The following is a 25,702-nucleotide window of genomic DNA, read 5'->3' as shown; positions in this document are numbered from 1 at the left end:
ATCTTCAGTCTGTGGGATAGCGTCCGGCGATGCGCTCTTCAGAAAGCCACTGCATGAAGTCGTCGAAGTTCGACCACCCGTTACCGTCGCCGTCGACCCAAGGGTCATTGCTGACCGCTGCGGCACCAAACTGCGGCTCGATCGCGTCGGCCATGCCGTCAACATCGGAATCGAGATAAGGCTCGCCATTGGCGATTTCCGGCAGGGCACCCGGCACGCTGACCATCTTGCCGCCGCCCTTCTGCCCGATGGGCCCGATTTCGGCGATCACCCGTGTGTCAACGCCATCACGCGGGAAGGCGCCCGCGGTCGCCGTGACGGAGGCATAGACCGCCTCGGCCGGCTCGGGATTGGCAATCGCCAACGGACAAGGCGGCTTGTCGACGACGAAGCCGAGCGTGTCGGGCGCGATCGCGACGATCGATTTTTTTCCAAAACTCCAGGTAACATTGCCGCTTTGGTAGAGCTTCGGGTTGTCGACACTGGCCGTGTCGTTCCAGTTCATCGCATAGGTGACTTCGTTGGTACTCGGGCCTGCCTTGAAGTAGTTACCGACAAAGGAGATCGGCGTCCCCCCGGGAAATTGCGAGAATATTTCGCCCCACTCGGACGCTGCGTTAAAGAAGAGATTGTTGACGATCTCGATGCATGAGCCGCCATAGTGGTTATTGTCCGGGTTCCTGTCTCTGTTGGAAACACAAGCATTTTTCCAGAAGCTGATGTTTTGTGGGCCCCGCGGATCCGAGCCGAGAAGCGCGCATTTGCTGTGCTTGTTCAAGCCTTCGGCAAACAGGGAATTGGCAACGGTTAGATCCGTCGTGGTGGCATAGGCGTTGAAGTTCTCATCCGTCGCCCAGGACGTCGACACGTGATCGACATAAACCAGCCGACTGTCCTCGATCGTCACGCCATCAACATTCGGTATCGAATTGGAAAACTGCGGCCGCATCCGCAGATGACGGATGATGACGTTGACTGATCCCTTGACGACGAAGGGCGTGTGTAGACCCTCGCTGTTTGTCTGGTCGATGGTCAGCAGGATGCCGCCACCCGGTGCCGTCTGGCCGAGAACGGACAGATTGGCGTTCTGGTCCCGCACAACCAATGAACTTTTCAGCTTGATGGTTCCGCCGACCTTGAACACGCAATTGCGCGGCCCACTGAGATCGATGCAGGCGCGCAGGCTACCGGGGCCAGCGTCGTTGAGGTTGGTGACCGGGATGATCGCCCCGCCCCTTCCTCCCGTTGCCATCTTTCCGTAGCCCTCAGCGCCCGGGAATGCCGGCTGTTCCTGTGCCAGGGACAGTCCCGCCGCCGACGTCAGCGCAAGGAAAGCGCCGGTGACCGCACTGCCCCTACGAAAGAAAGGCAGGCGAAACAACAAACAATTCGAATTCGAAACCGCCTTCGCTGCGTCTGTCATGTGAAATCTCCTGCTAGGGCTCCACATCGGTTCGCCGGGACAAGAAGGCTGGGCGAACGATAGTGGTTTTAACTCAAGTCAACGAAGGGCACCAGCCTACCCTCGAACTCGCTTTCGCAGCGTGCGAGGGTTTCACGACTTTTTCCATGAACACTGGATCTAGCGCATAGGTGCGCACTGCGCCGTGAAATAGACCCAACAATCGGAGTTATGCCGCCACCCGGCCAAGTAAATGTGCCCCGAGCCAGCAGTTGGCCCAAAAGGGGCAACGGGCTAGGGCGTGTCCGTCTTTGCCTGTTGCCACAAGTCGGTCAGCATCACGCCTTTCCTGCCCCAATTATCGGTATCTATTTCATCGATCACGACAAAGACATATTCGGGATTGCGGCCCAACTCTTCGACAAGAACCTCTGTCATCCTTCGGATGACAGCGCGCTTCTGATCGACGCTGGCGATCCCTTTTGCGATCTCAACTTTTACGTAAGGCAACGGCTAACCTCCGTGTTTCCAGACCGACTCTTGTCTCTTATGATGACTGGTCCTGGCACATGGTTGCCATCCCCGTCCTGTCCTCCATCACTCGGCACTGCAATAGGCAGCTCGGTCAAGGTGTAAGCGGACACCGCTTACGAAAAACCTACGCCACAGTATCCTAAACTCTCCGAAACTATCCCTCCCCTGTCACTCCCGGATTATCCTGTTACAAGCCCGTCGATGTTGTAGAAACAGGATGCTTATAGAAGGTGGGCAGAGGTTGTCCGTCGATTGGCACGGCATTCAATGTTGGATTACAAACGGTGATCAGACCGCATAACCGAATTTTCCAAGATCCAAGCCAGTTAGCTCCATAACACGGCAGTTGCTATCACGATAATGGCCGGCAACGAATGCGCGTATGTTACGGTCAATTTTCCTGTTTAGCCGTTCGTCAAATGATTGCGGAGTTAGGCGTTCGAAGACCGGCTTCATTCGTGCGAAACGCCGCGCGAAGCGGGGGATTTGAACTATCCCGCCGCGGCTGAGTTCGTTGTTGCTCATGAGACGGTTTGCAAAGCGTTGAACGAACTGCATCGTGACTGGACGCCTGCTGTTAGTGACGACCTTTGCTATCGAGGCGGGAGGCGGCATTTCCATGAACTGGCTGATTTGCCCCACGAAGCTTTCCAAGTCCCGCACCATCATCTCGAAAGGTAGCACTAGAACGCTGCCAAAGAGCTCCTGATAGTGCCGGATCAGTCGGTCGAACTCGTAGACTTCGAGACGGAACCCAGGCATGCGTCCTAATTGTGGTTCAGGCGTCTCAAGAAACCGCTGGAGCGAGAGATCCCCGCCGTCGGTAATGTACTGGCTATATATCGATCTGATCAGCGATACCTGCTCTCGCACCACGATCAGAATTCTTGCCGCGGGGAACGTACGCACGAGCCGGTCCGCAATGAGCATGCGATCATAACCACCGCTTGGCGGATATCCGGAGAGCCGTTCGTGGCTAAGGACGAAGCGCAGACCATTGTCGCGCGCGGTGTCGATATAGGGTAAGTAAAGGCTTCGGCACACAAAGGGGTCGAAGACGAAATTGTCGGGGAATGCGATGTCTTTCACAATGCGCGTTCTCGACCCGCCTATGTTGCTGGAGTAGCCATTGATGGGTTGGAAGCAATGGTCCTGAAGGTAGGTCGATCCGGTCTTGTGATAGCCGATATGGATAAGTATGTCGGCGAAATTTGCGTCCGCGGGTGCGGTTCCTCCGCTGTCATTCACCCGATCGAAGTTCATCTCGCCCCCTTCTCAGCGGGCGCCTTTGGCTCCGCCGGTTGGCTGCAGTCACCTGCCTGATGCAGGAATCCCATTTTGCCATGATGGTTTCGGTCGAAAAGCGGAGGACGGTTTGATAGCCGGCTTCCGCAAAGCTTGCGCGCAGGCTTTCGTCCAGCATCAAGAGCTTCAATGCTGCCGCTAAACTGTCGACGTCGTCGACGGGAACGAGAAGACCTGACACCCCGTCCTCAATGATCTCCGCCGGACCAAAGTCGCACCGAGTGGAAATAACCGCCAGCCCTGCCGCCATCGCCTCCATCAGAACGTTGGGAAATCCTTCATAACGCGAACTGAGAACGAATAGGGCGGCGTCATCAATCCAGGAGCCGGCCTTTGCCGTCACCCCTGCGAGCGAGATTCTGTCCTGCATGTGCCGAGCCCGGATCCTCTCTTGCAATTGATGTCGGTCCGGACCTTCGCCGTAAATCGTCAGGCACCATTCGGGAACCTCCGCACAGACATTGGCAAAGGCTTCAATAAGCGTATCAAAGCCCTTCTGATCCACCAGCCGCCCAACTGCCACGACACGTAAAGCTCTACGGGTAGGTTTAAGGATACGGCTTCGGTCACAAGGATTGCCGATGACGACCGCCTTTGTCCTCAGCGATGTGGGCAGAGTTTTGGAAATGGCCTCCGTTTGCATGATCAAGCGGTGAGCTTGGCTCAGAACCAAAGGTTCGATCATGTTCCAGAGAAAATGCTTGGGTTGAGCACCGGGATTGTTGCGTTCCGAAACGAGCACCGGAATGCCTAGGCCGCGCGTGGAAAGCAGGGAGACAATGTTGATCTTCGTCAGAAACGAAAGCACGACATCCGGGCGAAGCTTCCGGAGTTCTGCACGGAGGCGCAAAATCCGATTGACGGTTTTGACAGAGCTCCTTGAAAACGGGCCCTCTCGTGCGTCCGGCAATCGGTGGACAGTCACGCCGCTTGGCAAGGAAAAGTAAATGTCATCCTCATCTGAGCTGAAGGCGAATACATGGACTTCATCGCCGCGCGCGTGGCGGTCTTTCACGATGAGGCTGACGACCCGTTCCGTTCCTCCGGCGCCGAGGCCTGCTTCAACTAACGCAAGTCGCATGCTTCCTCACAATCGCACAGTGCTACCGTCGGTTTTGCTCGGCTGGGAATGATCGGGGCGTTCTTAAGTTTTGGCGTACTGCCAGCTTGATCAAGGCTCTCCCAATTCTCCACCGTTGCCTGAGAAGCGAGACGAGCGCGCGGCACCAATTTTCATCCGAAAGGCCCTATGCCTGTTTCAGCGCGGCAATGTGAATCAAGGTGTTAGTCTAGTTCAAAGTGCTCCTTGTAGTCCTGCTTGAGGCGGTCGGGCTGATCTTCCTTTCGAAGGACGCAGTTTCCAATGACAAGCCTTTCTATCTCGGTGCCCATGAAGCAGTGGAAAGCGTCTTCTGGAGTACAGACGATCGGTTCGCCACGCACATTGAAGCTCGTATTGACTAGAACCGGGCAGCCGGTGCGCGCCTTAAAGGCAGTCAGCAAGTCCCAGTAACGGGGATTGGTCTCTCTATGCACCGTCTGCACTCGGGCCGAATAATCGACGTGAGTAACAGCCGGGATCTGCGATCGTGAGACGTTCAGGCGGTCGATGCCGAATAATTCCTGCTCATCAGTGTTCGGTTGATGTCTTCGACTTTCCAATACGTCGCCAACAAGCAACATGTAGGGACTGTCAACATCGATATCGAACCAGTCCGATACATCCTCGCGCCTGACAGAGGGCGCAAAGGGGCGAAAGCTCTCGCGATATTTAACCTTGAGATTTAGCGTTCTCTGCATGGTAGGCGACCGCGGATCGCCCAATATGGATCGCGCCCCGAGCGCTCGCGGCCCGAATTCCATGCGGCCTTGCATCCACCCCACAGCCTTCTCCTCAACGAGAGCATCGACGGTGCTCTCGGTAACCTCGCTGTCCGAAAGAACGCCGTAGACGGCTCCGGCGGTAGTAAGGCGCTGTTCGATCTCTTTTTGGCCGTAGGCGGGGCCAAGATATGCGCCCTCCATGCTATCGCGACCATTGACCTTCCGACCATTGCTGAGGAAACCGTGCCAAACAGTAAGGGCCGCGCCAAGAGCACCTCCGGCGTCGCCGGCTGCCGGCTGGATCCAGATATTCTCGAATATGCCTGCCTTAAGGAGCTTACCGTTTGCGACGCAATTCAGCGCGACACCACCGGCAAGGCACAGGTTTCTTTCGCCCGTTTCAAGTTGTGCAAAGCGTGCGAGCCTCAGGACCACCTCTTCGGTCACTGCTTGGATGGACGCAGCCAGGTCCATTTCGCGCTGGGTTAAGGCGGATTCCGGTTTTCGTGGTTCGCCTCCAAAGAGACGATGGAAGGCCGGGGAAGTCATTGTAAGACCAGTGCAGTAGTCGAAATACTGTTGATCGAGGCGAAACGAGCCGTCCTCTTTCAAATCGATCAGATGATCCAGAATAGTTTGGGCAAAACGCGGCTGCCCGTAAGGTGCTAAGCCCATAAGTTTGTATTCGCCTGAGTTTACCTTGAATCCCGTGTAATAGGTGAAAGCGGAATAGAGTAGGCCCAGAGAATGGGGGAAGTGTATCTCCTTGAAAATGGCGAGGCGATCGTCGGTGCCATGCCCTATTGATGTGGTGCACCATTCGCCCACGCCGTCCATTGTCAGCACGGCCGCATTCGAAAAAGGAGACGGAAAGTAGGAGCTGGCTGCATGCGCCATATGGTGCTCGGTGAACAGGAGCGAGCCTGTCCACTCTTTCGAGCCAGCCAGTTTTCCCAGCTTCTGCCGCAGAAGTTTCTTTTGAAACAATTTTTCCTTGATCCATATCGGCATCGCGGTCTTGAACGAGCGAAAGCCTCTCGGGATCGTTGTGAGATAAGTTTCAAGCAATCGCTCGAACTTCAAGAATGGCTTTTCATAAAAGACGACGTGGTCGATTTCGCTCATGCCGCAGCCTGCCTCGGCCAGACAGTACTCAACCGCCCTCATTGGAAAGGCCGCATCGTGCTTCCTTCGGGTGAAGCGCTCTTCCTGCGCCGCAGCGACGATACGTCCGTCCTCGACTAAGGCCGCCGCGCTGTCATGATAGAAGGCCGAGATTCCAAGAACTCGCACTCACCCTCTCCGCGTCAGAACAGAGTGTAGATAAAGGGAGCAACCGCGGTGCCCTGGGTCAGGACCAAAAGAGCTCCAAAGACTGCGACCATGATAAAGACGGGCAGCAGCCAAAACTTCTTTCGGACGCTCATATAGTGGAAAAGCTCGCGTACCATTTCCATGTTTCGGTCCTTCTTCGACGTTCGATCACAGCAAAAAAACCGCGTCGTCAGAACTGATTTCGCATTGTGGACGGCTCCGCCTCTTCTAACGGATGGTTGACCCAATAGGTGACCGCCGCCCGGTCAAATTTCAGTGCGAGAGGGTCGTAACCTCGCATTCTCAGGAGCAACCCTATAGGCACGAACGTTGTTACATAGATGATGAGCATCACGACGGGATTGACGACCTTGAACAGGAGCAGGCCGAGCTTGCTCCAAATCTCATTGGGAATTGTGAGAGAGGCCGGGTAAATAAGAGCCAGCAAGACCAGAAGGCCACCGACGCTCGCAAAGCCCAACATGACCGGTGTCATTGTTCCGGTGATTATCCATCTCGCCACAACAAGGCAAAGGAGGATACCGCCCACCGTGTAACCGAAGTTACGATTCGATGGCCCTTGCGGAATATCCTCGAATAATTGCTCGTGCGATTCGCTCACTGTTTCTTGCCCAGAATGTACAGAACAGAAGACGGTAACGGGCGTAGCTCGATTATGATTTCATACGTCTGGCGGGGATTCAACAGGTGCGCAAAGTCTCGGTCAATATACCAATGGATATAGACGTCGCCCCACATTGCTTCTCGCAGTCACCTCATATTCGTTACCATCCTGGACGACCTATCGACGGTTTCCAAGTGTCGGCTAATGACATCAGCGGCAAAGGCTGCCCCCTCGCGGCTGAAATGGCTGTCCGGGGCATACATGCGCGCCGGGTCAGGTTTGCCCTCTAACGCATTGCGAAGATCAATGACCTCGATTCCCTCGGCCGCCGCGGCATCGGTCACGATTGTGCGGAGCTGATCGTATACGCGGTCTGTAGAAAATGGGCCGACGAAGCGGTCGACCCGCGGCACATATACAAGGGTGAATCTGCCGCCCCATGAGGCGGTTATTGTTTTAGCTCGGTGCAAGGTCTCCCTGAATTCCGGCATTTCACGAGCCGCCTTTGGGTAAATCAATCCGAGCCTAGTAAAAGTCTGCTGCAGGGCCAGGAAGTTTCGAAGCATCGCTGTTCTTGTCAGTATATCAATGTAGTTGATGGGCTTGCTGTTGTTCCGGTTCAAAATGACTCTGGCCTGAAGCGATGCCGGCTGTGCGGTTAACTGTGTGCCAAAGTGGGCGGCTGGCGAAAGCGCATCGCGCAGCCAAGGTTTGCTGAGCTCATTCTCGAAATTCTCCCAGTCATTGCCCTCGAAGAAAACCATCGCCACGTGGCGTGGTCGAAGGAGTGGCCCAAAGCGGCCCAGCGTCGCGAGCTCAAGCAAAGGGCCGTTGCCGCGAATTCCCGCGCCCGCCGTTGAAAAACCGCTGGCCCTTAGACGCGACGCAAGATCCTGGCCTGGTGGCAGGCAAAATCCCTCGACGAAGGAATCACCCAAAAGCATCAGGTCCATCGGGAGGTCGTAAACATCGTCCGGATTGTTGAAGCCATAGCGGTCCGCAGTGTACTTTATGATTTGATTGTCAGGTGTACACAGGACGACGCTGGTATTTGGGAAGCCCGACAAAAGGGCTGTCGATAGCTTTTGTGTTTGCAAAAAACGGTTCAGACTGCCTAGGGCGAAGCCTCGTACGATATTCTTGTCCTGCTCAACTGTTTCAGCCTGAGCAGGGTTGAGTTGACCCAGCATAGCCAGTCGCACCGAGATCGATTGGAAGGCGAGAAACGCCTCAAATGCGAAAAGGGCCACGAGAACGCTCAGACCGTAAACGCCAACAGCCATTGCAAAAGACGGTTTGGCCAACAAACCTATTCCCAGGAAGGCGATTCCAAGCAGGCCGGGGATGGCAACGTAGCGAATGAAAAGTGGAACATCCGAGGCAAAATCCCGGAAATTTAGGAGCGCATATGCGGGGCTCACCAGGAGATAAACTGCAATGAGCACGCAGATTAATATGCCAAGGTTTCTCTTGATCACAACGTTTCCGCTTTCTCGCCTTTGCGCTTCAAAGCTCGCTTCATGCAAACCGCGCCTCACGTCTTCCTAAGATCGGGTCTCGTTCGTCAGCCATTGCCGTTTCGCCAGGTTTGCGAGCTCCACCCGCGTTGAAATACCAAGTTTGCCGTAGATGCTGTGAAGATGAAGCTTGACTGTGCCGGGAGAAATTCCAAGCTCGTCCCCTATCGCCCTGCTACGCAATCCATCGGCGGCAAGACGCGAAACCTCAACTTCACGCGGTGTCAATGCTTGCAGCAGAGAGTTGTATTGGGATTCACGTTCGCGCAGCCGGTCCAGCGCACAGACCATGTTTCTGTCCGTAAAATATGTGCCGCCGGTGGCAACGGTCCGCAGGCAGTTAAGGAATATGGTCGGTGCCTGTTCCTTCAGTACGATGCCATTCACGCGATATTGCATTGCTATGGCAAGATCTTCGTCGCTGATATCCGCGGTAAGGACGACAATTGGCAGGTCCCACCCACGGGTGCGGATGTAATGAATGAACTCGAGTCCGCTCATTCCGGGAATTCGCAGATCTACGACGACGAGGTCAATCCGTTCCCGATCGATCGCAGCAATCGCGTCGAACGCACTTCGACATGTGACGACCACCCAGGTATTTTCCTCGGTCTCGATCATGCGGCGCAACCCGTCCAGAACAATCAGGTGATCATCGACAATGACAACGCGCAGGCTCATTGGTGCACCGGCAATCTGATCAAGATCCGTGTCCATTGCGCAACCCTGTCGATCGAAAGCTCTCCACCACGCGCTGCGGCGCGTTCGCGAAGGCTGCGAGGTCCGGTCTTGGTATTCTTCAGTTCCGCATGATCAAACCGTCGCTCAAAGCCGAAGCCTGATCCATCATCATCGACCGTTAACAAGATCGTACCGGCATCCAGTTGTAAGTTGATTTCAAGTGTTTTCGCACCACCGTGACGCACCGCATTGGCCGTCGCTTCGGAAGCCATGCGTATGAGCTCGTAGACCATCGTGGCGGGAAGACGCAGATCTATGGGGCTTAAAGCGAAGCGAATATCAATCGACCATTGCTTGCGCAAACGCCGAGCCAATGCCTCGAATTGCCGTGCTAAATGAGATTCGGCGAAGTTGCGGTATCCTTGGCCTGGTTCGAGCGCGCGGATGAAAGCGCGAAGTTCGCGTTGCTCATCGGCAAGCATGGCTTGGATGGCCGTCACACGCCCGTCGATCTGTTGATCCTCCCCGAGAGTGAACGAACGCAGGGACTGGAGTTGCAACGCCGTTCCGGCCAGAGCTTGAAGTACTCCGTCGTGAAGATCGCGCCCGATCTTGATACGTTCCTCAACAGCCGCTGCATCGCTAAGCCTGCGCATCAAGATAGCCTGCTCGAACAATGCTTTGATCCTGTCGGCGATGACCTCTGCAATGGCCACGTCGTCAAGCGAAAGTGTCGGTGGATCCAAGAGAAAGATGCGTGCCTCAAGATCACCCACTCGAAATTGCGCCGAGACCGCAGAGGCTATCGAAAAATCGCCAGCGAGAACAGGTGAAACAGGCGACACTGCGTCGGCCCATTCGTCGAAATATCCCTCGCCCCGGTGGATGAGGATTTGAGAATGGCTGGCGTCGGCGATTAGCAGGCTGGCGCGCTGCAATGGTTCCGCAACCCATGGCCAATAGGCGTCCGGCGGCAATTGCGTGACACTGCAAGCGCCATTCTCGCGAACTGCTACATAGGTCCATGGCTCGTCCGGGTCGCTCCAGATCAGGAGTGCGCGGGGCGAGCGCATCACGTGCGCTGCGTATTCAAGAGCGGCACCAGCGGGCCACTCGGGTCCTTCGGGTGTCGCAGGAGTTTTCTCCACCAGGCGCAGCATCTCCGCGCGAACTACTTCTTGGTGAGCCCCGAGCCAGACCAGTAGAACGCCGGCGACAGTCACGAATAGGATGTGTGAGACGTCCGTCGTCACGTCAGCACCGGTATCGAACGCTACCAGGCAAACAGGAACTGCCATGCAGATGAGCGCTGTCCAAAACGCACCTCGCCAACGCCAATGCAGCGTTGCACTCAGGAGAACGAAGGGCATGAATATGAAAAATGGACTGGAAGCGCCACCTGTTAGTAGCATGAAAAAAACAAAGGTAACGACATCCACCGCATGGCGTATCAGGGTGCCGCTTACACGCGAAATCTTACTTCGCCAAACATGGATTGCGCAGAGGATCGCGTATGCGAGGTAGACCGACAGAAATGGAAGTACAAACTGGGGAGGACGCGGCTGATGCATCGCGCCGAGCCAGGCTATCGAGAGGCTTGCGATCACTGACATGATACGGCCAATAGCAATGACCTTATCCGCACGTGCACGGTGTGTGTTGATCCAGGTCGTTCGACCGCGTGCTGCGTCCGCGTCGCAGGTGTTGCTAAAACCTTGGGGTCGAAGAGGCGAGGCAATGTTGCCCCTAAGTATGAAGTTCCGCCAGGCATTCATACGCATGGCCCGTCTCCAGCGATGACCGAGCTAGGGCCGCCTTACCCTCGCTCGTAAACGGCGCTCAGAATTAAGCTATTGATTGCTATCTGCTCTATACGAGACCGGCGGTTGCTTCCTCTCAGACACTGGATTTGCTGCATTCCAGCCTGAAACGCTTAATTACGTCAGCATAACATACTAAAAAATGAACTTAAACCGAATGATCAATTGCATAGCCTTGCCCGTGCCAACGACCGACTTTTTCAACGGGCTGGTAGGCCCATTTTCGCCAGCGTCGCCTTCTTGCTCATTTGGGATTCGGAGCAACTGACAATTGTCTTCTTCACAGCAGAATTGAAGTCTGAGTTATGCCGCGGAAATATGATGAAAGCTGTGGTGGCGCCAATCGACGGTTTCCGGTGGGGGAATATGTTCTCGTATAGCTGATAACTCGTCTGTGTCATTCGACTGCGGGGGCAAATCTAAATGGACCAGCTTGGGCGCTGCGCCATAATTTGCAGCGAAGTTGTAAAGAGAATTGCTCGCGAAATATACGATCGAAGCGGAAGTTACCGCTTCGCGCACTCGTTGCTCGTCGCCAATTTTTACGTAAAGCACGCCTGGGATTGACAGTGGCATTGTCCTGACGACCGGATCGAGAACCAAATTAACAGCCTGGTAGGTCACGTTGTTCAGGATAAATACGACGAGACCATACTGGCTTGACCGATAGCCTGCTTCGATCAATTCCGCAGGGACCCGCCCGTTCGATGGCATGATTTCGATGACGCTGCAACCTAACATGGTCAACTCCAGCCCAATCATTCCGACTTGGCAATACCGCCGTACGCAGGACAGTCATCGCACAGCAAATCACCCATCGGATTATCCGCCAGCCATTCAACAAAAGACTGTAACTCGTTCCCCGTTGGCAGAGTATATGTCGTTGGATATATCGGTGGAAATTTCCGATGCGAACGGGATGCACGGTCGTTTGCGCGGCACGTCCGAAACTGGGTGATATCGATGCCCGAATTGAAGAGCTGCGGCGGGAGATCGTTGTTCTCGGCTAGCAAAAATCGGCATTCGAGACGGTGATCAACGTCTACCACTCTGCGTTCGTTTGTGGGACTTGCATTCACAATGCCGCTTGATTGTCATTAGACCGCCTATCATTGGTCGAAGCGACGGGGCTGACCCAATGCGATACTTTTGATATCGGTTCCCAGGTTTCTAAATTTTCTGGCTCGATGAGCGCTTTGTGGCCGACGGCGACGATTTCGTCAGGCCGAAGCTTGCGGCTCAACTGGCCGGGATTGCTTGAAAATGCAAAACAAGCCGCCGTCTCTGCCTCAACCTACCAATTTCCAGCCCTCAGGGGTGGGTCTGCACATGAAGGCTGGACGGCTGACGATGGTCTTTACTGCAGCGGCGAGCGATCGACAGCCGGCAGTCGGATTGTAATGGATCATCGGAAGAACCCGCGTTAGATTAGCTCAACCGCAGAAAGGACCGTGGCTCCCAGGGAGAGGCGATCCGGGGAGAAGAATATCCTGAGCGACGTTGACCGTCTCGTAGTGGCCTATCCATTTGTGGGAGATGAAGTCGGCGGCAGCCACATCTCCGCCGTTGGTTTGATCTGTGCGCTCGATCAATCGAAATATAAACCACTTGTCATTCTGCATCAGCCCGGAAAGGCACTTGAAGCCTATCTCACAGAACGTGGAGTGTCTTTCGTCAAGTCGCCCGAAGTTGCGGTGATGTCGCCTCGCCATTCATATGGCGTGGCTGGCAAGCTCTCGCGCGGTTTTGGATATGCACGAACCACTGCGCTACTCAGTTCATTCCTTCGTGAACATGAGGTTGATATCGTACATACCAACGACGGCCAGATGCACGCGACCTGGGCCCTGGCGGCTCGCCTTTCCGGCGCGCGGCTGCTTTGGCATCATCGCGGCGATCCCGATGCCTTCGGCGTTAACGTCATGGCGCCTCTATTGGCAAATCACATTGTTACGGTCTCGCGCTACGTGCAGCCGACGCGGCCGATCCTGCCGGTTTCCCATAAGCTGAGCGTACTGCACAGCCCCTTCGATCACCCAACCATTTTGCCCGATCGCGAAGACTGCAGGCGCGAATTCGTCAGGGAACTCGACCTGCCCGAGGAAACCCGCTTCGTCGGCTATGTGGGGGGCTTGATCGACAGGAAGCGCCCGGTCAGGTTTGTCGAGGTCATCCACGCTTTCCTCCAGCGCTTTCCGGATTTCCCGCTGGTTGGCCTCGTCTTCGGAATCCCATCACCAGACCTTCCGAACCCGGAACCGGAGATGCGAGCGCGCGCGCTGGAACTTGGAGTCGAGCGGCGTATCAAAATGATGGGCTTTCGCGCGCCGGTCGCGCCTTGCATGAGTGCGCTCGACGCATTGCTGGTTCCGGCCATCAACGAACCCTTCGGGCGGACGTTGATTGAAGCCATGTTGCTCGAGACCCCTGTGATTGCGACCCGCCACGGCGGCAACATCGAGGCAATCGTCGACGGTGTGACTGGTTTCCTCGTTGAGCCTGAAAAGCCGGAGGCCTTCGTCGATCCGCTGGCGAGACTGCTGATGAACGCCGGGGAACATCGCCGCATCAGTTCGACGGCTCGTGAAAACGCTTTGACGAAATATGGCACCGAGGCTCATGTCAAAGGCATCAGCCTGCTTTACGAGCGCATCGTTGGACGCGAGTACCGGAGCTTTGGAGTAAGAAGGACAGCACCCTGAGTTTGGCCTTGAGGAGCAGACGATGGAAATGGGCGATATCAACTTCCTGATCATTGGCGCAACGAAGAGCGCCACCACCTGGTTGCAACAATCGCTGCAATTGGATCCACGTGTCCATATGCCGGATCCGGAGATCCATTATTTCAGTCGCTACCACGATCGCGGAGATGGTTGGTATCTGGAGAATTTCAAGCCGACCAGCGAGGGTCTTGTCATCGGTGAGAAGTCGAACTCCTACCTTGATACCCCTGCCGCCGCGGCGCGTATCCACCAAAGTCTGCCGCACGTCTTACTGGTGGCACAGCTGAGAAATCCCGTTGAGCGGGCCTATTCCGACTACTGCATGCTCCATCGCCGCGGCGAGGCGACTGGTGACATCGAGCGCTATCTCGATCCGCGCCAGGGTGCGGGCGGCAGGTTCCTCGAGGGTGGGTTGTATTTCCGGCAGTTGCGCCGGTTTCTCGAGTTCTTCCCTCGGGAAAGGCTGCTCGTTCTGTTTTACGAAGACCTCAAGAGGGATGCCGCCGGGCAGGTTCAGGACCTGCGGCAGTTTCTCGGCCTTGACGGAAACCCCGCTTTTGAGCCAGTCGCTCAGAGGGTAAAGGACAAGACCAAACCTCTGGTGGACGCCAGATTACGGCAGATACTCAAGCCACTTAAACCGATCGTTGCCCCCTTGCGTGACACGAAAGGCTTCGAATTTTTGAGATCAATGATCTCGGCAGAGTTCAAGTATGTACCGCTCAACAAGGAATTGACCTCGCGAATGATCGGTTACTATGAGGACGAGACCGACCGCCTTGCAGGTTTGCTTGGCCGCGACTTAGGCGACTGGTTGAAAGCCCCCATGGAAGATGTCAAGCGCCCATCGGTGTAGGCTTTTGGGGCGCCACCCATGGCTCGAACTCGGGTTAGGAGCGCCGGACCTGCAAACCCAAGTTGTCCGTTCTCCTCCATGAGCCCAACCTGCTCCTGAGCCAGTCATGCGGCGATCTCCACACCGGCTTTGGCCGATAGATGCCGGCAAAATTTAGGATGCTCCCGATGATCCTCGCGCGGCTTGTCGTTAGTCGCTCGACAAGGTCAAGGAGGTTCTTCTCGTAGGTCCGCTCCGCAGCGGCAACCACAAACACCGCATCGACATGGCTTGCGAGCCAGATCGCGTCGTCATCATTATCGGCCGCAGGCGTATCGACGATGATAAGATCGAAGTGCCTGCGCAGTTCTCCAAAAATACGCTCCTGATCCTGGAGCGTCAGACGCGAGGTGAGAACGTGAACAAAAGGAAAGTCAGGTGCTTGCGCGCTAATTGAGGTCAGATCGGTGGCGCCATCGGCCACAAGATCGAGATTGAATGGCCTTTGCGGCGCTCCGATCATCGTGGTCGCCCCCGTAGGGCCGGGGTCCATGTCCAGGATAACGGAACGCAAACCGTTCAGAGCGGCAACGGTGGCCATGCCCACGGCACAAGTTGTCTTGCCTTCATTGGCTGAAGGAGAGCAGAACATCACGACTTTGGATGCGTCCTGGCTCTTCCAGCCGAGACATAGAGAGCGCATTGAGCGTGCGAATGGTGAGCGTGGGTCGGCGAGAATGGAGCGATATAGCGTTTGATCCGGTTTCAACGTCGCCGTTAGATCGGGGATGGAGAGATAGTTCGGCTGGTTGACGATCGCTTCGAGCGTGCGGGCCGTCCGAACGCGTCCGTCCGCCGCCTCGACCGCCATCGCGCCAACCATGCCCAGCAGTAGCGAAGCCAAGCCGCCAATGGGAATGAGTAAGCCGGGCTTGGGAAACGACGGATCGATCGGAACTTCGGCGAACGACGCAATGCGGGCCGTGGCCTTGATCTCATCCTTCTCCGGATCGAGCGTGCCGAGTCTCAGGACCACTGCATCATAGCGCTTCTGCTCGGTCAGCAGGTCACGCTCCAATTCACGACGGCGAATTTCATCGAGATTTCGGTCCTGCATTTGTTTCTGCAGCCGACCGACTTCCTCCTGGAATTTCTGCACCCTGACGGTTGCGACTTTCGCATCGTTTTCCAGTTCCTGGAGGATGCGATTGATTTCACCTTCGATCACTTGGCGATTCGACGCCAATTCCGCATCGACCTCGACTACCTGGGGGTGGTTCTTGCCAAATTTCGAGGCAAGTTGGGCCCGGCCGCGTTCCAGCCTTCCTTGTTCGGTTCGCAGCGAGCCGAGCAGGTCCGACGTCATAACGCGGCCGGCGGAGTCGATGCCGGTCTTTGAAAGAATGTTCTTGGCCTCATTATACTTCGCCCATGCGCCGGCTTCGTCGACCCTCGCCAGAATGAACTGCTGATTGAGCTGTTCGGTGCGGGCACGCAGAACATCGTCGCGTGGATCGAATGTCAGGTCGCTGCGCATCGTGAAGTCGGCGATCTCGCGTTCCTTCTTGGCTATCGACTGCACTAGATCTTTGGCCTGGGTGCGAAGGGTATCGACAGTCGCATGCGCTGCAAGTTCTTTCATCTGGGTTGACCAAACCACGTAGTCCGCTGCTACGCCATTGGCGATCTCGGCTGCATAAAGCGCCAAGGGATGCTGAACGTAAATTGTCATCGCAAGGCTTTCGCCCTTGCGATCGGCAGAGATGGCAGCGGCGAGTTTTGTGATGACCCGATCACGGTTGACTGGGTCGAGGGTAGTGGGCCGATGAACATTCTGGCCCGCCGTCACGCGCCGCGGTCCTGCCTGCGCTTTGCGTGGAGACCACCGCCATCCCCAAAACGACGATGCGTCTTGCTGAGTGTCTGCTGACAATCTGGCATTGAAGTATGGGTCTTCCATCAAATTCAAGTCGTCAACCACAAAGCCGAGGAATTCGCGAGATTTGATGAGATCCATTTCGGTCTCCATCGCGGACTTGTCACGTTCCTGCTTTTGCAATTCGATGACGGCTTCGTACGGCCGGATATCGTTGCGGTCGAAGACGAGCGTCGAGGAGGCCGTATAGATCTTGGTGAGCGACAGGGTAATAATGGTAGCGAGCAGGGTGCCCGTCAGGGCTGTAATCAAGATGAGCTTGGCGTGGCGCCGGAAGAAGTCGACGATATCCGCAAGTTCATAGGACGAGGTGTCGCGCGAGACCGGCGGTACTGGTCCAAATCGGCGCCCACCCTTCTCATCGGCTTCGTACTCTCGGTCATATAACAGCATGATGGCCTATCCCGAGTCCTCCGTTGGAGCCATTTGCGTCCACGTCGGTCGGTCAACAAGTGATATTAGGCTTCACATTCGCCTATTTACTTGGGAGCAGTTTGGGAACAATGTCAAAGGGAATTTTAGCGGATTCATTTCAAGCATGTGTGCAAATATGTGGCCTGTAGAATAACGAACTCATTTCCCAATGGTTGTGGTCGACGTCAATGACGCACATGACACGAACGTCCGGTGTTCAGCCGATCTCCTCCGACCGACACACCTTTTGGCAAAGGATTGAATTCGCCTGTGCCGTGTGTGCCGTTTTCCTTTCGGCGGTGAATTTCTTGCGCACGAACATGTTCTATTTCACCTTGAGCGACTTGTTGTTTTGCGCCGCTCTTGGGTTGCGTGCGCTTACCGGTGGATTGCCGCTACGGCTGTGGGGGCGGGCATCGGCGACTGTGTGGCTTTGCGGTCTGGTGTTGCTGTGCTCCGGGCTGATGATCAGCAGCCTTCTGTCCACCGCCCCGATACGGGGCATCGTCATCGTCGGGCAATATCTGTTCGCCTATCTGGTTGTTGCCCTTGTTGTTTGCGGGCGCGATCTGGGCACCATGTGGACCTTCGCCAAGGTCTACGTAGCGTCGATCTTCCTCATGTGCTTGCATGGGATTTACCTGATCCATATCGATGGCCAGAAGAACACCGCTTTCGTAAGCGGCAATGGTCGCTTGACGGGATTTGTCGAAAGGGAGAACGAATGCGCGGCCGTAATCGCGCTTGCGATGCCGATGCTTATGTTGCTGGCTTCCAAGGGAAAAGTCGGCAAAGTCTATGCGATCGTCATTGGGGCAACCATGGCCTATGGCATCTTGCTGACGGGTTCGAATACCGGTCTTGCCGGCTTTGCGTTCACTTTCCTCGGGTTCATGGTCCTGAGCGGCAGCTGGAAGTATGTCGTGGTCGGCCTTGCCTGTTTGACACCCTTTGCCATTTGGATTGTGCACTCCGGCCGCGACTACCTGCCGGCGGTCTTTCAAAAACGCGTGCTCGGCGCCTTGGAAACGGGCGATCTAAGCCAGGCTGGAACCTTTGACCATCGCGTCGAATTGATGCATGAGGCCCTTGGTCGAGTGCAGGAGACATTGTGGATCGGTGTCGGCGCCGATCAATACCAAGTCACCAGCGCCATCAGGCAGCCCGTGCACAACCTGTATCTTTTGTTGTCGACCGAAGGCGGAATCATGGCCGCCATAGGTTTTGGTGTTATGATTGCTGCCACGTTTCTCCCGATTGTGCGGACGTATCGCGTGCCGGGAGGTGCAGCTTACGCTGCCTGCGCGCTTGTCAGCGTGTCTATGTTCGCGTTGATGGCTAATGCGTTTCCTCACCTTTATGGGCGGTTCTGGACTGTCCCAATAATCCTTACGCTAGGACTGGCAACAAGCTATTGTCGCGCTGTGGAGAAAAGGAGCATCGGCAATGGAGCGCTACCGCCTGCGCGAATATTGCGGGCCGGACGCCCTAGGTCAGGGTTAGGTCCTATTCGCTAGTTCGTGCGCGGAAACTGTTTGAAGGAACGCAAGTTTCTGTCGCAACGCAAACTGTCAGATGCGGTTCCAGTTGCTGAGGGCGAGGATAAGTGATGCTGGTCGAAGTGGAAGAATGCTTTGAAGCATTGCGTTGCCCGCGCACCGGTTCGAAACTGGCGCGCGTTTCACCCGATGTGCTGAAACCGGTCTGTCCCGAGAACCCCGAGATGTCCTATCGCCTGGTCGACGGCAAGCCGGTTATGATCGATTTTTCGGAATCCGTGTTTAGCGAAGGCGATTTCCTACGCTCGAAGGCGGCAAGCCCCATCGAGCGCAAACAATACGGTCGCTTGACAAGGTTCTTCAAGAAACTGCTCTCGCCGACAAAAAAGAGTACTGTCTCCAACGTCAATCGATTGGTTGATGACCTGCAGACGACCGCGGCCCGCCCGGCCAAGCTTCTTGTCATCGGCGGCGGGAGTATTGGCCAAGGAATGGAACCGCTCTATGAGCATCCGGAGATCAGCGTCTACTCCTTCGACGTCTATGCCTCCCCCCTCACCCAGTTCATAGCCGACGCCCATCAGATTCCCTTGCCGGACGACTTTTTCGACGCAGTGGTCATCCAGGCCGTTCTTGAGCACGTCCTCCAGCCTGCCCAGGTCGTGTCCGAGATCTGGCGCGTCCTGAGCGACAAGGGGCTCGTCTACGCTGAAACGCCCTTCATGCAGCAGGTGCACGAGGGAGCATTCGATTTCACCCGGTTCAGCGAAAGCGGCCATCGATATCTGTTCCGCTGGTTCGAGACGATTTCATCTGGGGCCAATGGTGGCCCCGGCACGCAGTTCATGTGGTCAGTCGACTATCTCGTTCGCAGTGTCTTTCGGTCGGTGATGCTGGGCAAGCTTGCAAAGCTCGCCTTCTTCTGGACGCAATATCTGGATGCGATCATTCCCGCACGCTTTGCGGAGGATGGCGCAAGCGGCGTGTATTTTTATGGTCGGAAAGCGCAGGCGCCGATTTCCCCGAAGGCCATTATCGCCCACTACCAGGGGGCGCAGGGGCGACACGCCTGACCCGACCTACCCTTTTAGGCTAACCCGTTCTCGCTAATTGCCACCGGGGCGGCGCGGACCTTAAATTCGAACATCATTTACGAAACCTGTTTCGGGAAGCCGCTGTGCCGCTTTCCCGACGACAATTGATTTGCGCCGGTCGATTTCGCAACGCGACACAAAGGGGTTGTCGCATGGCTCTTTCGCATCTTGCCCGCCTTGAGGCCGAAGCCATCCACACCATGAGGGAGGTCGCGGCAACATCCGCCAACCCAGTGCTGCTTTATTCCGTCGGCAAGGATTCAAGCGTGCTGCTTCATTTGGCGATGAAGGCATTCTTTCCTGCAAAACCACCGTTTCCGCTGCTTCACGTCGATACGACCTGGAAGTTCAGGGAGATGATCGCCTTCAGGGACCAAGTCGCACGAGACAACGATCTCAGGCTTATCGTTCACATCAACGAAGATGGTGTCGCTCAAGGCATTAGTCCTTTCGAGCACGGTTCGAACGTCCACACCCACCTCATGAAGACGGTGGCATTGCGCCAGGCGCTGGAGAAACATCGCTTCGACGTGGCGATCGCGGGCGCGAGGCGCGATGAGGAAAAATCGAGGGCGAAGGAACGGATCTTTTCCTTGCGCACTGCCGGTCAGGCTTGGGATCCCAAGCGACAGAGACCGGAGATGTGGAAGACCTTCAATACCAGGCTCACGCCGGGAGAAACCATGCGGGTCTTCCCGCTCTCGAACTGGACTGAACTGGATGTCTGGCAATATGTCCTGCAGGAAAGCATCGCGGTGGTCCCGCTTTATTTCGCCGCCGAACGTCCGGTCGTCGAACGGGACGGCATGTTGATCATGGTTGATGATAACCGCATGCCGCTGCAGCCGGGCGAGATCGTCCGTCAGCGCCAAGTGCGTTTCCGCACCTTGGGGTGCTATCCCCTCACCGGCGCCATCCCGTCCACGGCAACGACTGTTCCCGAGATCATCGAGGAGATGGTCTTCAGCCGCTCCTCGGAGCGGCGCAACCGGCTTGTCGATCGCGACGAAGCGTCCGGCATGGAAAGGAAGAAGCGGGAAGGATACTTTTGATGCACGGTCAACCTTCGGTATTTTCGCCTGAAGTGGCGGGGCTCCTTGATGTCGAAGGTAGCAAGTCGCTTCTTCGCTTCATCACCTGCGGATCGGTCGACGACGGAAAATCCACCTTGATCGGCAGGTTGCTCTATGACGGCGGCTTGATCCTGGAGGATCAGGTCGCGGACCTGGGACGGGAGAGCGAACGGCAGGGAAAGGTCGATCACCTCGATTACTCGCTGCTGCTGGACGGGCTTGAGGCGGAACGAGAACAGGGCATCACCATAGATGTCGCCTACCGTTACTTCTCGACCGCCAAGCGCAAGTTCGTCGTCGCCGACACGCCCGGCCACGAGGAATATACCCGCAATATGGTGACCGGCGCATCGACGGCGGATCTGGCGATTATCTTGGTCGACAGCCAGCACGGCATGCTGCCGCAGACCTGCCGCCACACCTACCTCGCCTCGCTTCTTGGCATTCGCCACGTGGTCGTTGCGGTGAACAAGATCGATCTCGTCGGCTATCGCTCGAGCATATTTGAAGCGCTACAGACCCACTATCGCAAATTCGTGCTGACGCTCGGTTTTGAAACCGTGCAGGCCATTCCCGTATCAGCGCGTTATGGCGACAACGTCACCTCCCGGTCAATGCACACGCCATGGTACCAGGGGCCGAGCCTGCTCGAATATCTCGAAACCGTCGATGTCGGCAAAGAGGTCGCCGAGCGCCCGTTCCGCTTTCCAATACAATGGGTCAATCGGCCCAATGCCGGGTTTCGCGGCTATGCCGGCGAGATTGCGTCCGGCCGGATAGCCGTCGGTGATCCGGTCACGGTCGCCAAGTCTGGACAAAAAACGGCGATCAAGTCCATCGTGACCTATGACGGAGAAGTCGCAAGCGCCGAGGCCGGCCAGGCCGTTACCCTGGTTCTTAGAGATGAGGTCGATGCCTCCCGCGGCAACATGCTGACGTCGCCATCAGCTCGGCCTTTCGTCGCCGATCAGTTGCAAGCTCATGTTATCTGGTTCGACGCCAACCCTTTGCTTCCGGGCCGCAGCTATATCCTGAGGACCGAAACCGACAGCGTCAACGCGACGATCACCAAGCTCAAGCATCGCGTGAACGTCAACAGCTTTGCCCGGGAGGCAGCCAAGTCGCTGACGATGAACGAGATCGGCGTCTGCAATATCTCGACGCAGGCTCCGATCGCCTTCGACGCCTACAAGGACAACAAAGCAACCGGCAATTTCGTCATCGTCGACCGCCTGACCAACGACACCGTTGGCGCCGGCATGATCGATTTTCCACTGAGGCGCGCGGCCAACGTCCACTGGCACGCCATGGACGTCAACAAGCAGGCGCGAAGTGCGCAGAAACAGCAGACACCTGCCGTCCTGTGGTTCACGGGGCTTTCCGGCTCTGGCAAATCGACGATCGCCAACGCGCTCGAACGGATCCTCAATGCCCATGGCAGGCATACCTATCTTCTCGACGGCGACAATGTCAGACACGGCCTGAACAGGGATTTGGGCTTTACTGACGAGGATCGGGTGGAAAACATCCGGCGCGTGGCCGAGGTGGCAAAATTGATGGCGGATGCCGGCCTGATCGTTCTGGTTTCCTTCATCTCGCCGTTCCGCGACGAGCGGCGCATGGCACGCGAACTGATGGCCGAAGGTGAATTCATCGAGATTTTCGTGGATACGCCGATCGAGGAATGCGCTCGCCGCGATCCCAAGGGGCTTTATGAAAAGGCCCGTGCCGGCAAGATCGCCAATTTCACCGGCATCTCGTCACCCTATGAAGAGCCGGAGCATCCGGAGCTGCGCCTTTCGACTATCGACAGCGAGCCGACGGATCTCGCCCTCCAGATCGAAGATTTTCTCGCACGGCGACAGTTGCAATGAACGCGTTGTCCGAACTTTTCGAGGAGACGGCACTGGCTGCGGGCATCGCCGTTCTCGATGTCTATCATGCCGGCGCTGACGCCGTTGCGAAGGCCGATGGATCGCCCGTTACCGAAGCCGATCTCAGGGCCGAGGCGGTGATATTCGAACGTCTCGCCAAAGTTTCGCCCGGTACCCCCATCGTCGGGGAGGAGGCGGCAGCTGCGGGCTGTGCTCCCTCCGTTGAGGAAGGCACCTTCTATCTGGTCGACCCACTCGATGGCACCAAAGAGTTCATTGCTCGCCGTGACGATTTCACTGTGAACATTGCCCTTATCGAGAACGGCAAGCCGATTGCCGGTATCGTGTATGCCCCGGCCTTGCGACGAGCCTATGTTGCGGCCGGTGGCATCGCGCAGCGCCTGGAGATCGATCGCTTCGGTCGCGTGTGCGAGCGACGGGAGATCCGCGCGCGCGGTCGTGAAACCGCGATCATCGCGGTCGCGAGCCGCAGCCATTCCTGCGCGGAAACCGAGAGATTCCTTGCCCGGCACCATGTCCAGGAGTGTACCTCGGTTGGTTCATCCCTAAAATTCTGCCTGCTGGCCGAGGGGCGGGCGGATGTCTATCCGCGTTTTGGCCGGACGATGGAGTGGGATACTGCCGCCGGTGATGCGGTATTGGCTGCTGCCGGCGGAACGGTGCTGCGCCTCGACGGCTCGGTCCTGAGGTATGGCAAGTGCCGGCAGGTGAGCGATTGCGACTTCGCCAACCCTCACTTCGTCGCCTGGGCCGCGGCCCCGCCTGAGGGTTGGTGCTGACTGTCGTCGGTGCATGCGGTCGTCGCTTTGTCGTCTATTTGCATACGCGCAAGAAGCAGGCGGTTTACCAGCCTGACGTCGAACCGTTCTTCCGCCATCCGGCGCGAAGCGCGCCCCATGGCGGTAATCGCGGAACGCTTCTCAATGAAGCCTTCCATCGCTTCAACAAGCGACGAGACGCTGCGAGGTTCGATCAAAACGCCGTTGACACCTGGGTCCACCGTTTGCCTGCAGCCGGGTAGATCCGTCGTGATGATTGCGCGTCCGGTCGCCATCGCCTCCAGAATGCTTCTGGGGATGCCTTCCCGGTAGTAGGAGGGGAGCACGAACACACTGCACGCCGCAAGGTACGGACGCACATCGCGGGTGGTTCCAAGATACTGCACCACACCTTCCTGCACCCATCCAGCGACTTCTCCTTGGCTAATCGCCGTCGGGTTGGGATCATAGTGCCCCAGCAGTCGGAAGATGGCGTCGGGATGGCGCGCGCGGATTATCCGCGCCGCAGCGACATATTCCGGGATGCCCTTGTCGCGCAGGAGCCGGGCGATCAGAAGAAAAACCGTCGGCTTAAGCGGTGGCGTCGATGCGTGGTAGTAATCAAGATCGACGCCCGACCCCGGCACTGTCGAGACAATAGAGGGGTCGTCGACCAGCCGGCGCTCTCTGATGTCGGCAAGATCCGCTTCGTTATATACGAAGACGGCCCGTGCCTTCTTCATCGCGCATCGGTAGAGCCCGACGCAAACCGAGCGCAGCGATCGGCGAACGGCGCTTTCGTCAGGCTCGACAGCGAACATATGGCCGAGTCCGGTGACGAGAAAGAACCTATGGGGCACCGCGCAGAGCCGCGCGGCAATGCCGCCGTAGATGATCGGCTTCATCGTATAGGGCAGGATCGCCGCCGGACGTTCTTTCAGGAAGTGACGGACCAGTGCGGCGAGCGTCACAAGGTCAGCAAAGGGGTTCAGCCCGGCCCTCGACATGGGAATTCGGATGAAACGCACACCAAGCGTATCCAGTTCTTCTTCCACGATCGGATCATGGTCAGGGGCCATGGCATCGACATCAAACCCCGCCTTGACAAGATCCTTGATCAATTCGCGACGAAAGTTCGTTAGCGACGACGTCAAGCTCGCAATCAGGACTATCCTGGTGCGGGGTGCTTCCGTTTTGCTGGGAACGGTTTTTGATGCCTTCATGGCCGCTACCGCATACGACGGGCTGCGTTGACCGGTGCCTGCCACCCAATTTGCCGCGCCGCATTGGTGGCTTGCTGGTCGAGGATCTCGTCGTAGAGCGCGAGGTGGCTGTCGACGTAGGATCTCAGCGAGAACCGCTCGACGACGCGCCTACGCGCGCGTTCTCCCAGTTGCCGCCGGGCGCTTTGCGACAGGCAGAGGATCGACGCGGCAAGTTTTGCAAGGCCATCTGCGTTTTCCGGTTCAACGACCATCTGCCGGTCTCCTAGCAGCCATGCGCAGTCTCCGACATCGGTGGCGATCGCCGGCACGCCACTGGCCATTGCTTCAGCCACGACCAGTGGAAATGCTTCCCCCCAAGCCGACGACAGCATGAATAGGTCGAGGCCCGGCATCAGGCGGTCAATGTCCGCACGTGCGTTTGAGACGGTGATCATCGGTGTTATGCCGAGTTCGGCCGCCAAATGTCGGACGATCCCATTTTCGTGGCCGTCGCCGATCAGGATCCCGTGAGCATCAAGCCCCAGGCTGCGAAGCGTGGCGATTGCACGCACGAAGGTGCCATGGTCCTTCATCGGATGTGCGCGCGCGACATTGCCGACAAGAAAGCGCTCAGTGGGCACTGAGAGCGCGTCGCAGAGATACCGTCGCGCGTCGGGCCGTGGGCGAAACTGATCGCAATCGACACCGTTTGGAATGATACGCCGCTTGTCCGGATCGAAACCCAGCGCTTCGTGCTGGTCGGCCGACACCCGCGAACAGTAGGAAATTGCGCATGTGCGATGGGAAAGGGAAGCGCTCAGCCGGATAACGGCACGTGTCAGCAGTTTCTCTGAGGCGAGGTTGGCGATGGAGTGGTGAATGCTCCATATGGTGGGCTGTCGCTCGCCGAGCAGCGCTCCGAGCGATGCTGCGACATTGCCGTGATACATCCATCCGTGAAGCAGGCTCGGGCGAGACGATCTCACGATCGCACGCAGTCTGACCAAGGCACGAGGGCCTGGTCGAGACTGGTTCATTTGGAGTGTCGCGATATCGATGTTGGCCGCTTGCAAATCGCGCGCGATCGGGCCGGGCGACATCAGCGACAGCACGGAAGGGTCGTAATGCGTTTGAGCGAGCTTTGCGCCAAAGCGCGCGAGCATGTATTCCGCACCGCCGACATTCAGCCCCGTGATGCAATGAAGTACGGGGATCCCTGCCATGCCATGCTCCTTCCTTGCGTACACC

At 56.9% G+C, this 25,702-nt stretch carries 21 protein-coding genes; 7 read left to right on the top strand and 14 right to left on the bottom strand.

Annotated elements, in window-relative coordinates; all coding sequences use genetic code 11:
- Positions 1-4: 4 nt before the first annotated feature.
- From ASD02_RS17575 to ASD02_RS17530, 11 genes are all read right to left on the bottom strand, one after another.
- The gene (locus ASD02_RS17575; RefSeq protein WP_057220985.1) at positions 5-1,423 is read right to left on the bottom strand and encodes a hypothetical protein; all 1,419 of its coding nucleotides are present in this window, start codon (positions 1,421-1,423) and stop codon (positions 5-7) included.
- A gap of 273 nt (positions 1,424-1,696) precedes the next feature.
- Positions 1,697-1,912 (bottom strand): 4-oxalocrotonate tautomerase family protein, encoded by a 216-nt coding sequence (locus ASD02_RS17570; RefSeq protein WP_057220984.1) that lies wholly within the window; start codon positions 1,910-1,912, stop codon positions 1,697-1,699.
- A gap of 312 nt (positions 1,913-2,224) precedes the next feature.
- Positions 2,225-3,199 (bottom strand): hypothetical protein, encoded by a 975-nt coding sequence (locus ASD02_RS17565; protein WP_057220983.1) that lies wholly within the window; start codon positions 3,197-3,199, stop codon positions 2,225-2,227.
- Positions 3,177-4,322, bottom strand: a complete 1,146-nt coding sequence (locus ASD02_RS17560; RefSeq protein WP_057207730.1) for a glycosyltransferase family 4 protein — start codon at positions 4,320-4,322, stop codon at positions 3,177-3,179. Before ASD02_RS17560 ends, ASD02_RS17565 begins: the two co-directional genes overlap by 23 nt.
- A 203-nt stretch (positions 4,323-4,525) precedes the next feature.
- Positions 4,526-6,358, bottom strand: a complete 1,833-nt coding sequence (locus ASD02_RS17555; protein ID WP_057220982.1) for a carbamoyltransferase — start codon at positions 6,356-6,358, stop codon at positions 4,526-4,528.
- Between the two features lie 14 nt (positions 6,359-6,372).
- Entirely contained in the window at positions 6,373-6,522 is a 150-nt protein-coding gene (locus ASD02_RS39220) for a DUF5989 family protein (protein ID WP_107027808.1), read from the bottom strand.
- A gap of 47 nt (positions 6,523-6,569) precedes the next feature.
- A complete protein-coding gene (locus tag ASD02_RS17550) occupies positions 6,570-7,001 on the bottom strand; it encodes a hypothetical protein (protein WP_057207728.1) in 432 nt (143 codons plus the stop codon).
- A 149-nt stretch (positions 7,002-7,150) separates the two neighbouring features.
- Complete coding sequence (locus ASD02_RS17545) at positions 7,151-8,482, bottom strand: GDSL-type esterase/lipase family protein (RefSeq protein WP_057220981.1); 1,332 nt, start codon at positions 8,480-8,482, stop codon at positions 7,151-7,153.
- A gap of 66 nt (positions 8,483-8,548) precedes the next feature.
- Positions 8,549-9,238, bottom strand: coding sequence for a response regulator transcription factor (locus tag ASD02_RS17540; protein ID WP_063978352.1), 690 nt, complete (start codon positions 9,236-9,238; stop codon positions 8,549-8,551).
- Positions 9,199-10,983 (bottom strand): sensor histidine kinase, encoded by a 1,785-nt coding sequence (locus tag ASD02_RS17535; protein WP_244494237.1) that lies wholly within the window; start codon positions 10,981-10,983, stop codon positions 9,199-9,201. The genes ASD02_RS17540 and ASD02_RS17535 overlap by 40 nt, the downstream gene beginning before the upstream one ends.
- Before the next feature lie 342 nt (positions 10,984-11,325).
- Entirely contained in the window at positions 11,326-11,763 is a 438-nt protein-coding gene (locus tag ASD02_RS17530) for a hypothetical protein (RefSeq protein ID WP_146160908.1), read from the bottom strand.
- A 773-nt stretch (positions 11,764-12,536) separates the two neighbouring features.
- Here ASD02_RS17530 and ASD02_RS17525 point away from each other — a divergent pair.
- Positions 12,537-13,724 carry a glycosyltransferase family 4 protein gene (locus ASD02_RS17525; RefSeq protein ID WP_057207725.1) on the top strand — a complete coding sequence of 396 codons (1,188 nt, stop codon included), beginning with the start codon at positions 12,537-12,539 and terminating at the stop codon, positions 13,722-13,724.
- A gap of 22 nt (positions 13,725-13,746) precedes the next feature.
- Positions 13,747-14,601, top strand: a complete 855-nt coding sequence (locus ASD02_RS17520; protein ID WP_057207724.1) for a sulfotransferase — start codon at positions 13,747-13,749, stop codon at positions 14,599-14,601.
- 34 nt (positions 14,602-14,635) lie between these two features.
- On the opposite strand, the gene ASD02_RS17515 is transcribed toward ASD02_RS17520, so the two are convergent.
- The gene (locus ASD02_RS17515; RefSeq protein ID WP_057220980.1) at positions 14,636-16,909 is read right to left on the bottom strand and encodes an exopolysaccharide transport family protein; all 2,274 of its coding nucleotides are present in this window, start codon (positions 16,907-16,909) and stop codon (positions 14,636-14,638) included.
- Between the two features lie 209 nt (positions 16,910-17,118).
- On the opposite strand from ASD02_RS17515, the gene ASD02_RS17510 reads away from it, so the two are divergent.
- From ASD02_RS17510 to cysQ, 5 genes are all read left to right on the top strand, one after another.
- Positions 17,119-18,447 carry an O-antigen ligase family protein gene (locus ASD02_RS17510; protein WP_082555560.1) on the top strand — a complete coding sequence of 443 codons (1,329 nt, stop codon included), beginning with the start codon at positions 17,119-17,121 and terminating at the stop codon, positions 18,445-18,447.
- Between the two features lie 92 nt (positions 18,448-18,539).
- Positions 18,540-19,502: a class I SAM-dependent methyltransferase gene (locus tag ASD02_RS17505; protein WP_057220978.1), complete on the top strand. Its 963-nt coding sequence runs from the start codon at positions 18,540-18,542 to the stop codon at positions 19,500-19,502.
- A gap of 173 nt (positions 19,503-19,675) precedes the next feature.
- Positions 19,676-20,575 carry a sulfate adenylyltransferase subunit CysD gene (gene cysD / locus ASD02_RS17500; protein ID WP_057220977.1) on the top strand — a complete coding sequence of 300 codons (900 nt, stop codon included), beginning with the start codon at positions 19,676-19,678 and terminating at the stop codon, positions 20,573-20,575.
- Positions 20,575-22,470 (top strand): sulfate adenylyltransferase subunit CysN, encoded by a 1,896-nt coding sequence (cysN, locus tag ASD02_RS17495; RefSeq protein ID WP_057220976.1) that lies wholly within the window; start codon positions 20,575-20,577, stop codon positions 22,468-22,470. The genes cysD and cysN overlap by 1 nt, the downstream gene beginning before the upstream one ends.
- Complete coding sequence (gene cysQ / locus ASD02_RS17490; protein ID WP_057220975.1) at positions 22,467-23,270, top strand: 3'(2'),5'-bisphosphate nucleotidase CysQ; 804 nt, start codon at positions 22,467-22,469, stop codon at positions 23,268-23,270. The genes cysN and cysQ overlap by 4 nt, the downstream gene beginning before the upstream one ends.
- Here cysQ and ASD02_RS17485 read toward each other — a convergent pair.
- Positions 23,225-24,517 (bottom strand): glycosyltransferase family 4 protein, encoded by a 1,293-nt coding sequence (locus ASD02_RS17485; protein WP_244494236.1) that lies wholly within the window; start codon positions 24,515-24,517, stop codon positions 23,225-23,227. The genes cysQ and ASD02_RS17485 overlap by 46 nt on opposite strands.
- Positions 24,478-25,677, bottom strand: coding sequence for a glycosyltransferase (locus ASD02_RS17480; RefSeq protein WP_057220974.1), 1,200 nt, complete (start codon positions 25,675-25,677; stop codon positions 24,478-24,480). The genes ASD02_RS17485 and ASD02_RS17480 overlap by 40 nt, the downstream gene beginning before the upstream one ends.
- Between the last annotated feature and the right edge of the window lie 25 nt (positions 25,678-25,702).

It is taken from the genome of Ensifer sp. Root1252, from assembly GCF_001425885.1.
GTDB lineage: Bacteria > Pseudomonadota > Alphaproteobacteria > Rhizobiales > Rhizobiaceae > Ensifer > Ensifer canadensis.
The sequence above is the reverse complement of the archived record's forward strand: the minus strand, read 5'-3'. Positions and strand labels throughout refer to the sequence as shown.

Excerpts from the sequence above, each read along its gene's own strand:
- cysD (WP_057220977.1), top strand. The coding sequence starts at position 19,676 with ATGGCTCTTTCGCATCTTGCCCGCCTTGAGGCCGAAGCCATCCACACC.
- ASD02_RS17560 (WP_057207730.1), bottom strand. The coding sequence starts at position 4,322 with ATGCGACTTGCGTTAGTTGAAGCAGGCCTCGGCGCCGGAGGAACGGAA.
- ASD02_RS17535 (WP_244494237.1), bottom strand. The coding sequence starts at position 10,983 with ATGCGTATGAATGCCTGGCGGAACTTCATACTTAGGGGCAACATTGCC.
- ASD02_RS17530 (WP_146160908.1), bottom strand. The coding sequence starts at position 11,763 with ATGTTAGGTTGCAGCGTCATCGAAATCATGCCATCGAACGGGCGGGTC.
- ASD02_RS39220 (WP_107027808.1), bottom strand. The coding sequence starts at position 6,522 with ATGGAAATGGTACGCGAGCTTTTCCACTATATGAGCGTCCGAAAGAAG.
- cysQ (WP_057220975.1), top strand. The coding sequence starts at position 22,467 with ATGAACGCGTTGTCCGAACTTTTCGAGGAGACGGCACTGGCTGCGGGC.
- ASD02_RS17510 (WP_082555560.1), top strand. The coding sequence starts at position 17,119 with ATGACGCACATGACACGAACGTCCGGTGTTCAGCCGATCTCCTCCGAC.
- ASD02_RS17575 (WP_057220985.1), bottom strand. The coding sequence starts at position 1,423 with ATGACAGACGCAGCGAAGGCGGTTTCGAATTCGAATTGTTTGTTGTTT.
- ASD02_RS17505 (WP_057220978.1), top strand. The coding sequence starts at position 18,540 with ATGCTGGTCGAAGTGGAAGAATGCTTTGAAGCATTGCGTTGCCCGCGC.
- ASD02_RS17515 (WP_057220980.1), bottom strand. The coding sequence starts at position 16,909 with ATGCTGTTATATGACCGAGAGTACGAAGCCGATGAGAAGGGTGGGCGC.
- ASD02_RS17520 (WP_057207724.1), top strand. The coding sequence starts at position 13,747 with ATGGAAATGGGCGATATCAACTTCCTGATCATTGGCGCAACGAAGAGC.
- ASD02_RS17565 (WP_057220983.1), bottom strand. The coding sequence starts at position 3,199 with ATGAACTTCGATCGGGTGAATGACAGCGGAGGAACCGCACCCGCGGAC.
- cysN (WP_057220976.1), top strand. The coding sequence starts at position 20,575 with ATGCACGGTCAACCTTCGGTATTTTCGCCTGAAGTGGCGGGGCTCCTT.
- ASD02_RS17540 (WP_063978352.1), bottom strand. The coding sequence starts at position 9,238 with ATGGACACGGATCTTGATCAGATTGCCGGTGCACCAATGAGCCTGCGC.
- ASD02_RS17480 (WP_057220974.1), bottom strand. The coding sequence starts at position 25,677 with ATGGCAGGGATCCCCGTACTTCATTGCATCACGGGGCTGAATGTCGGC.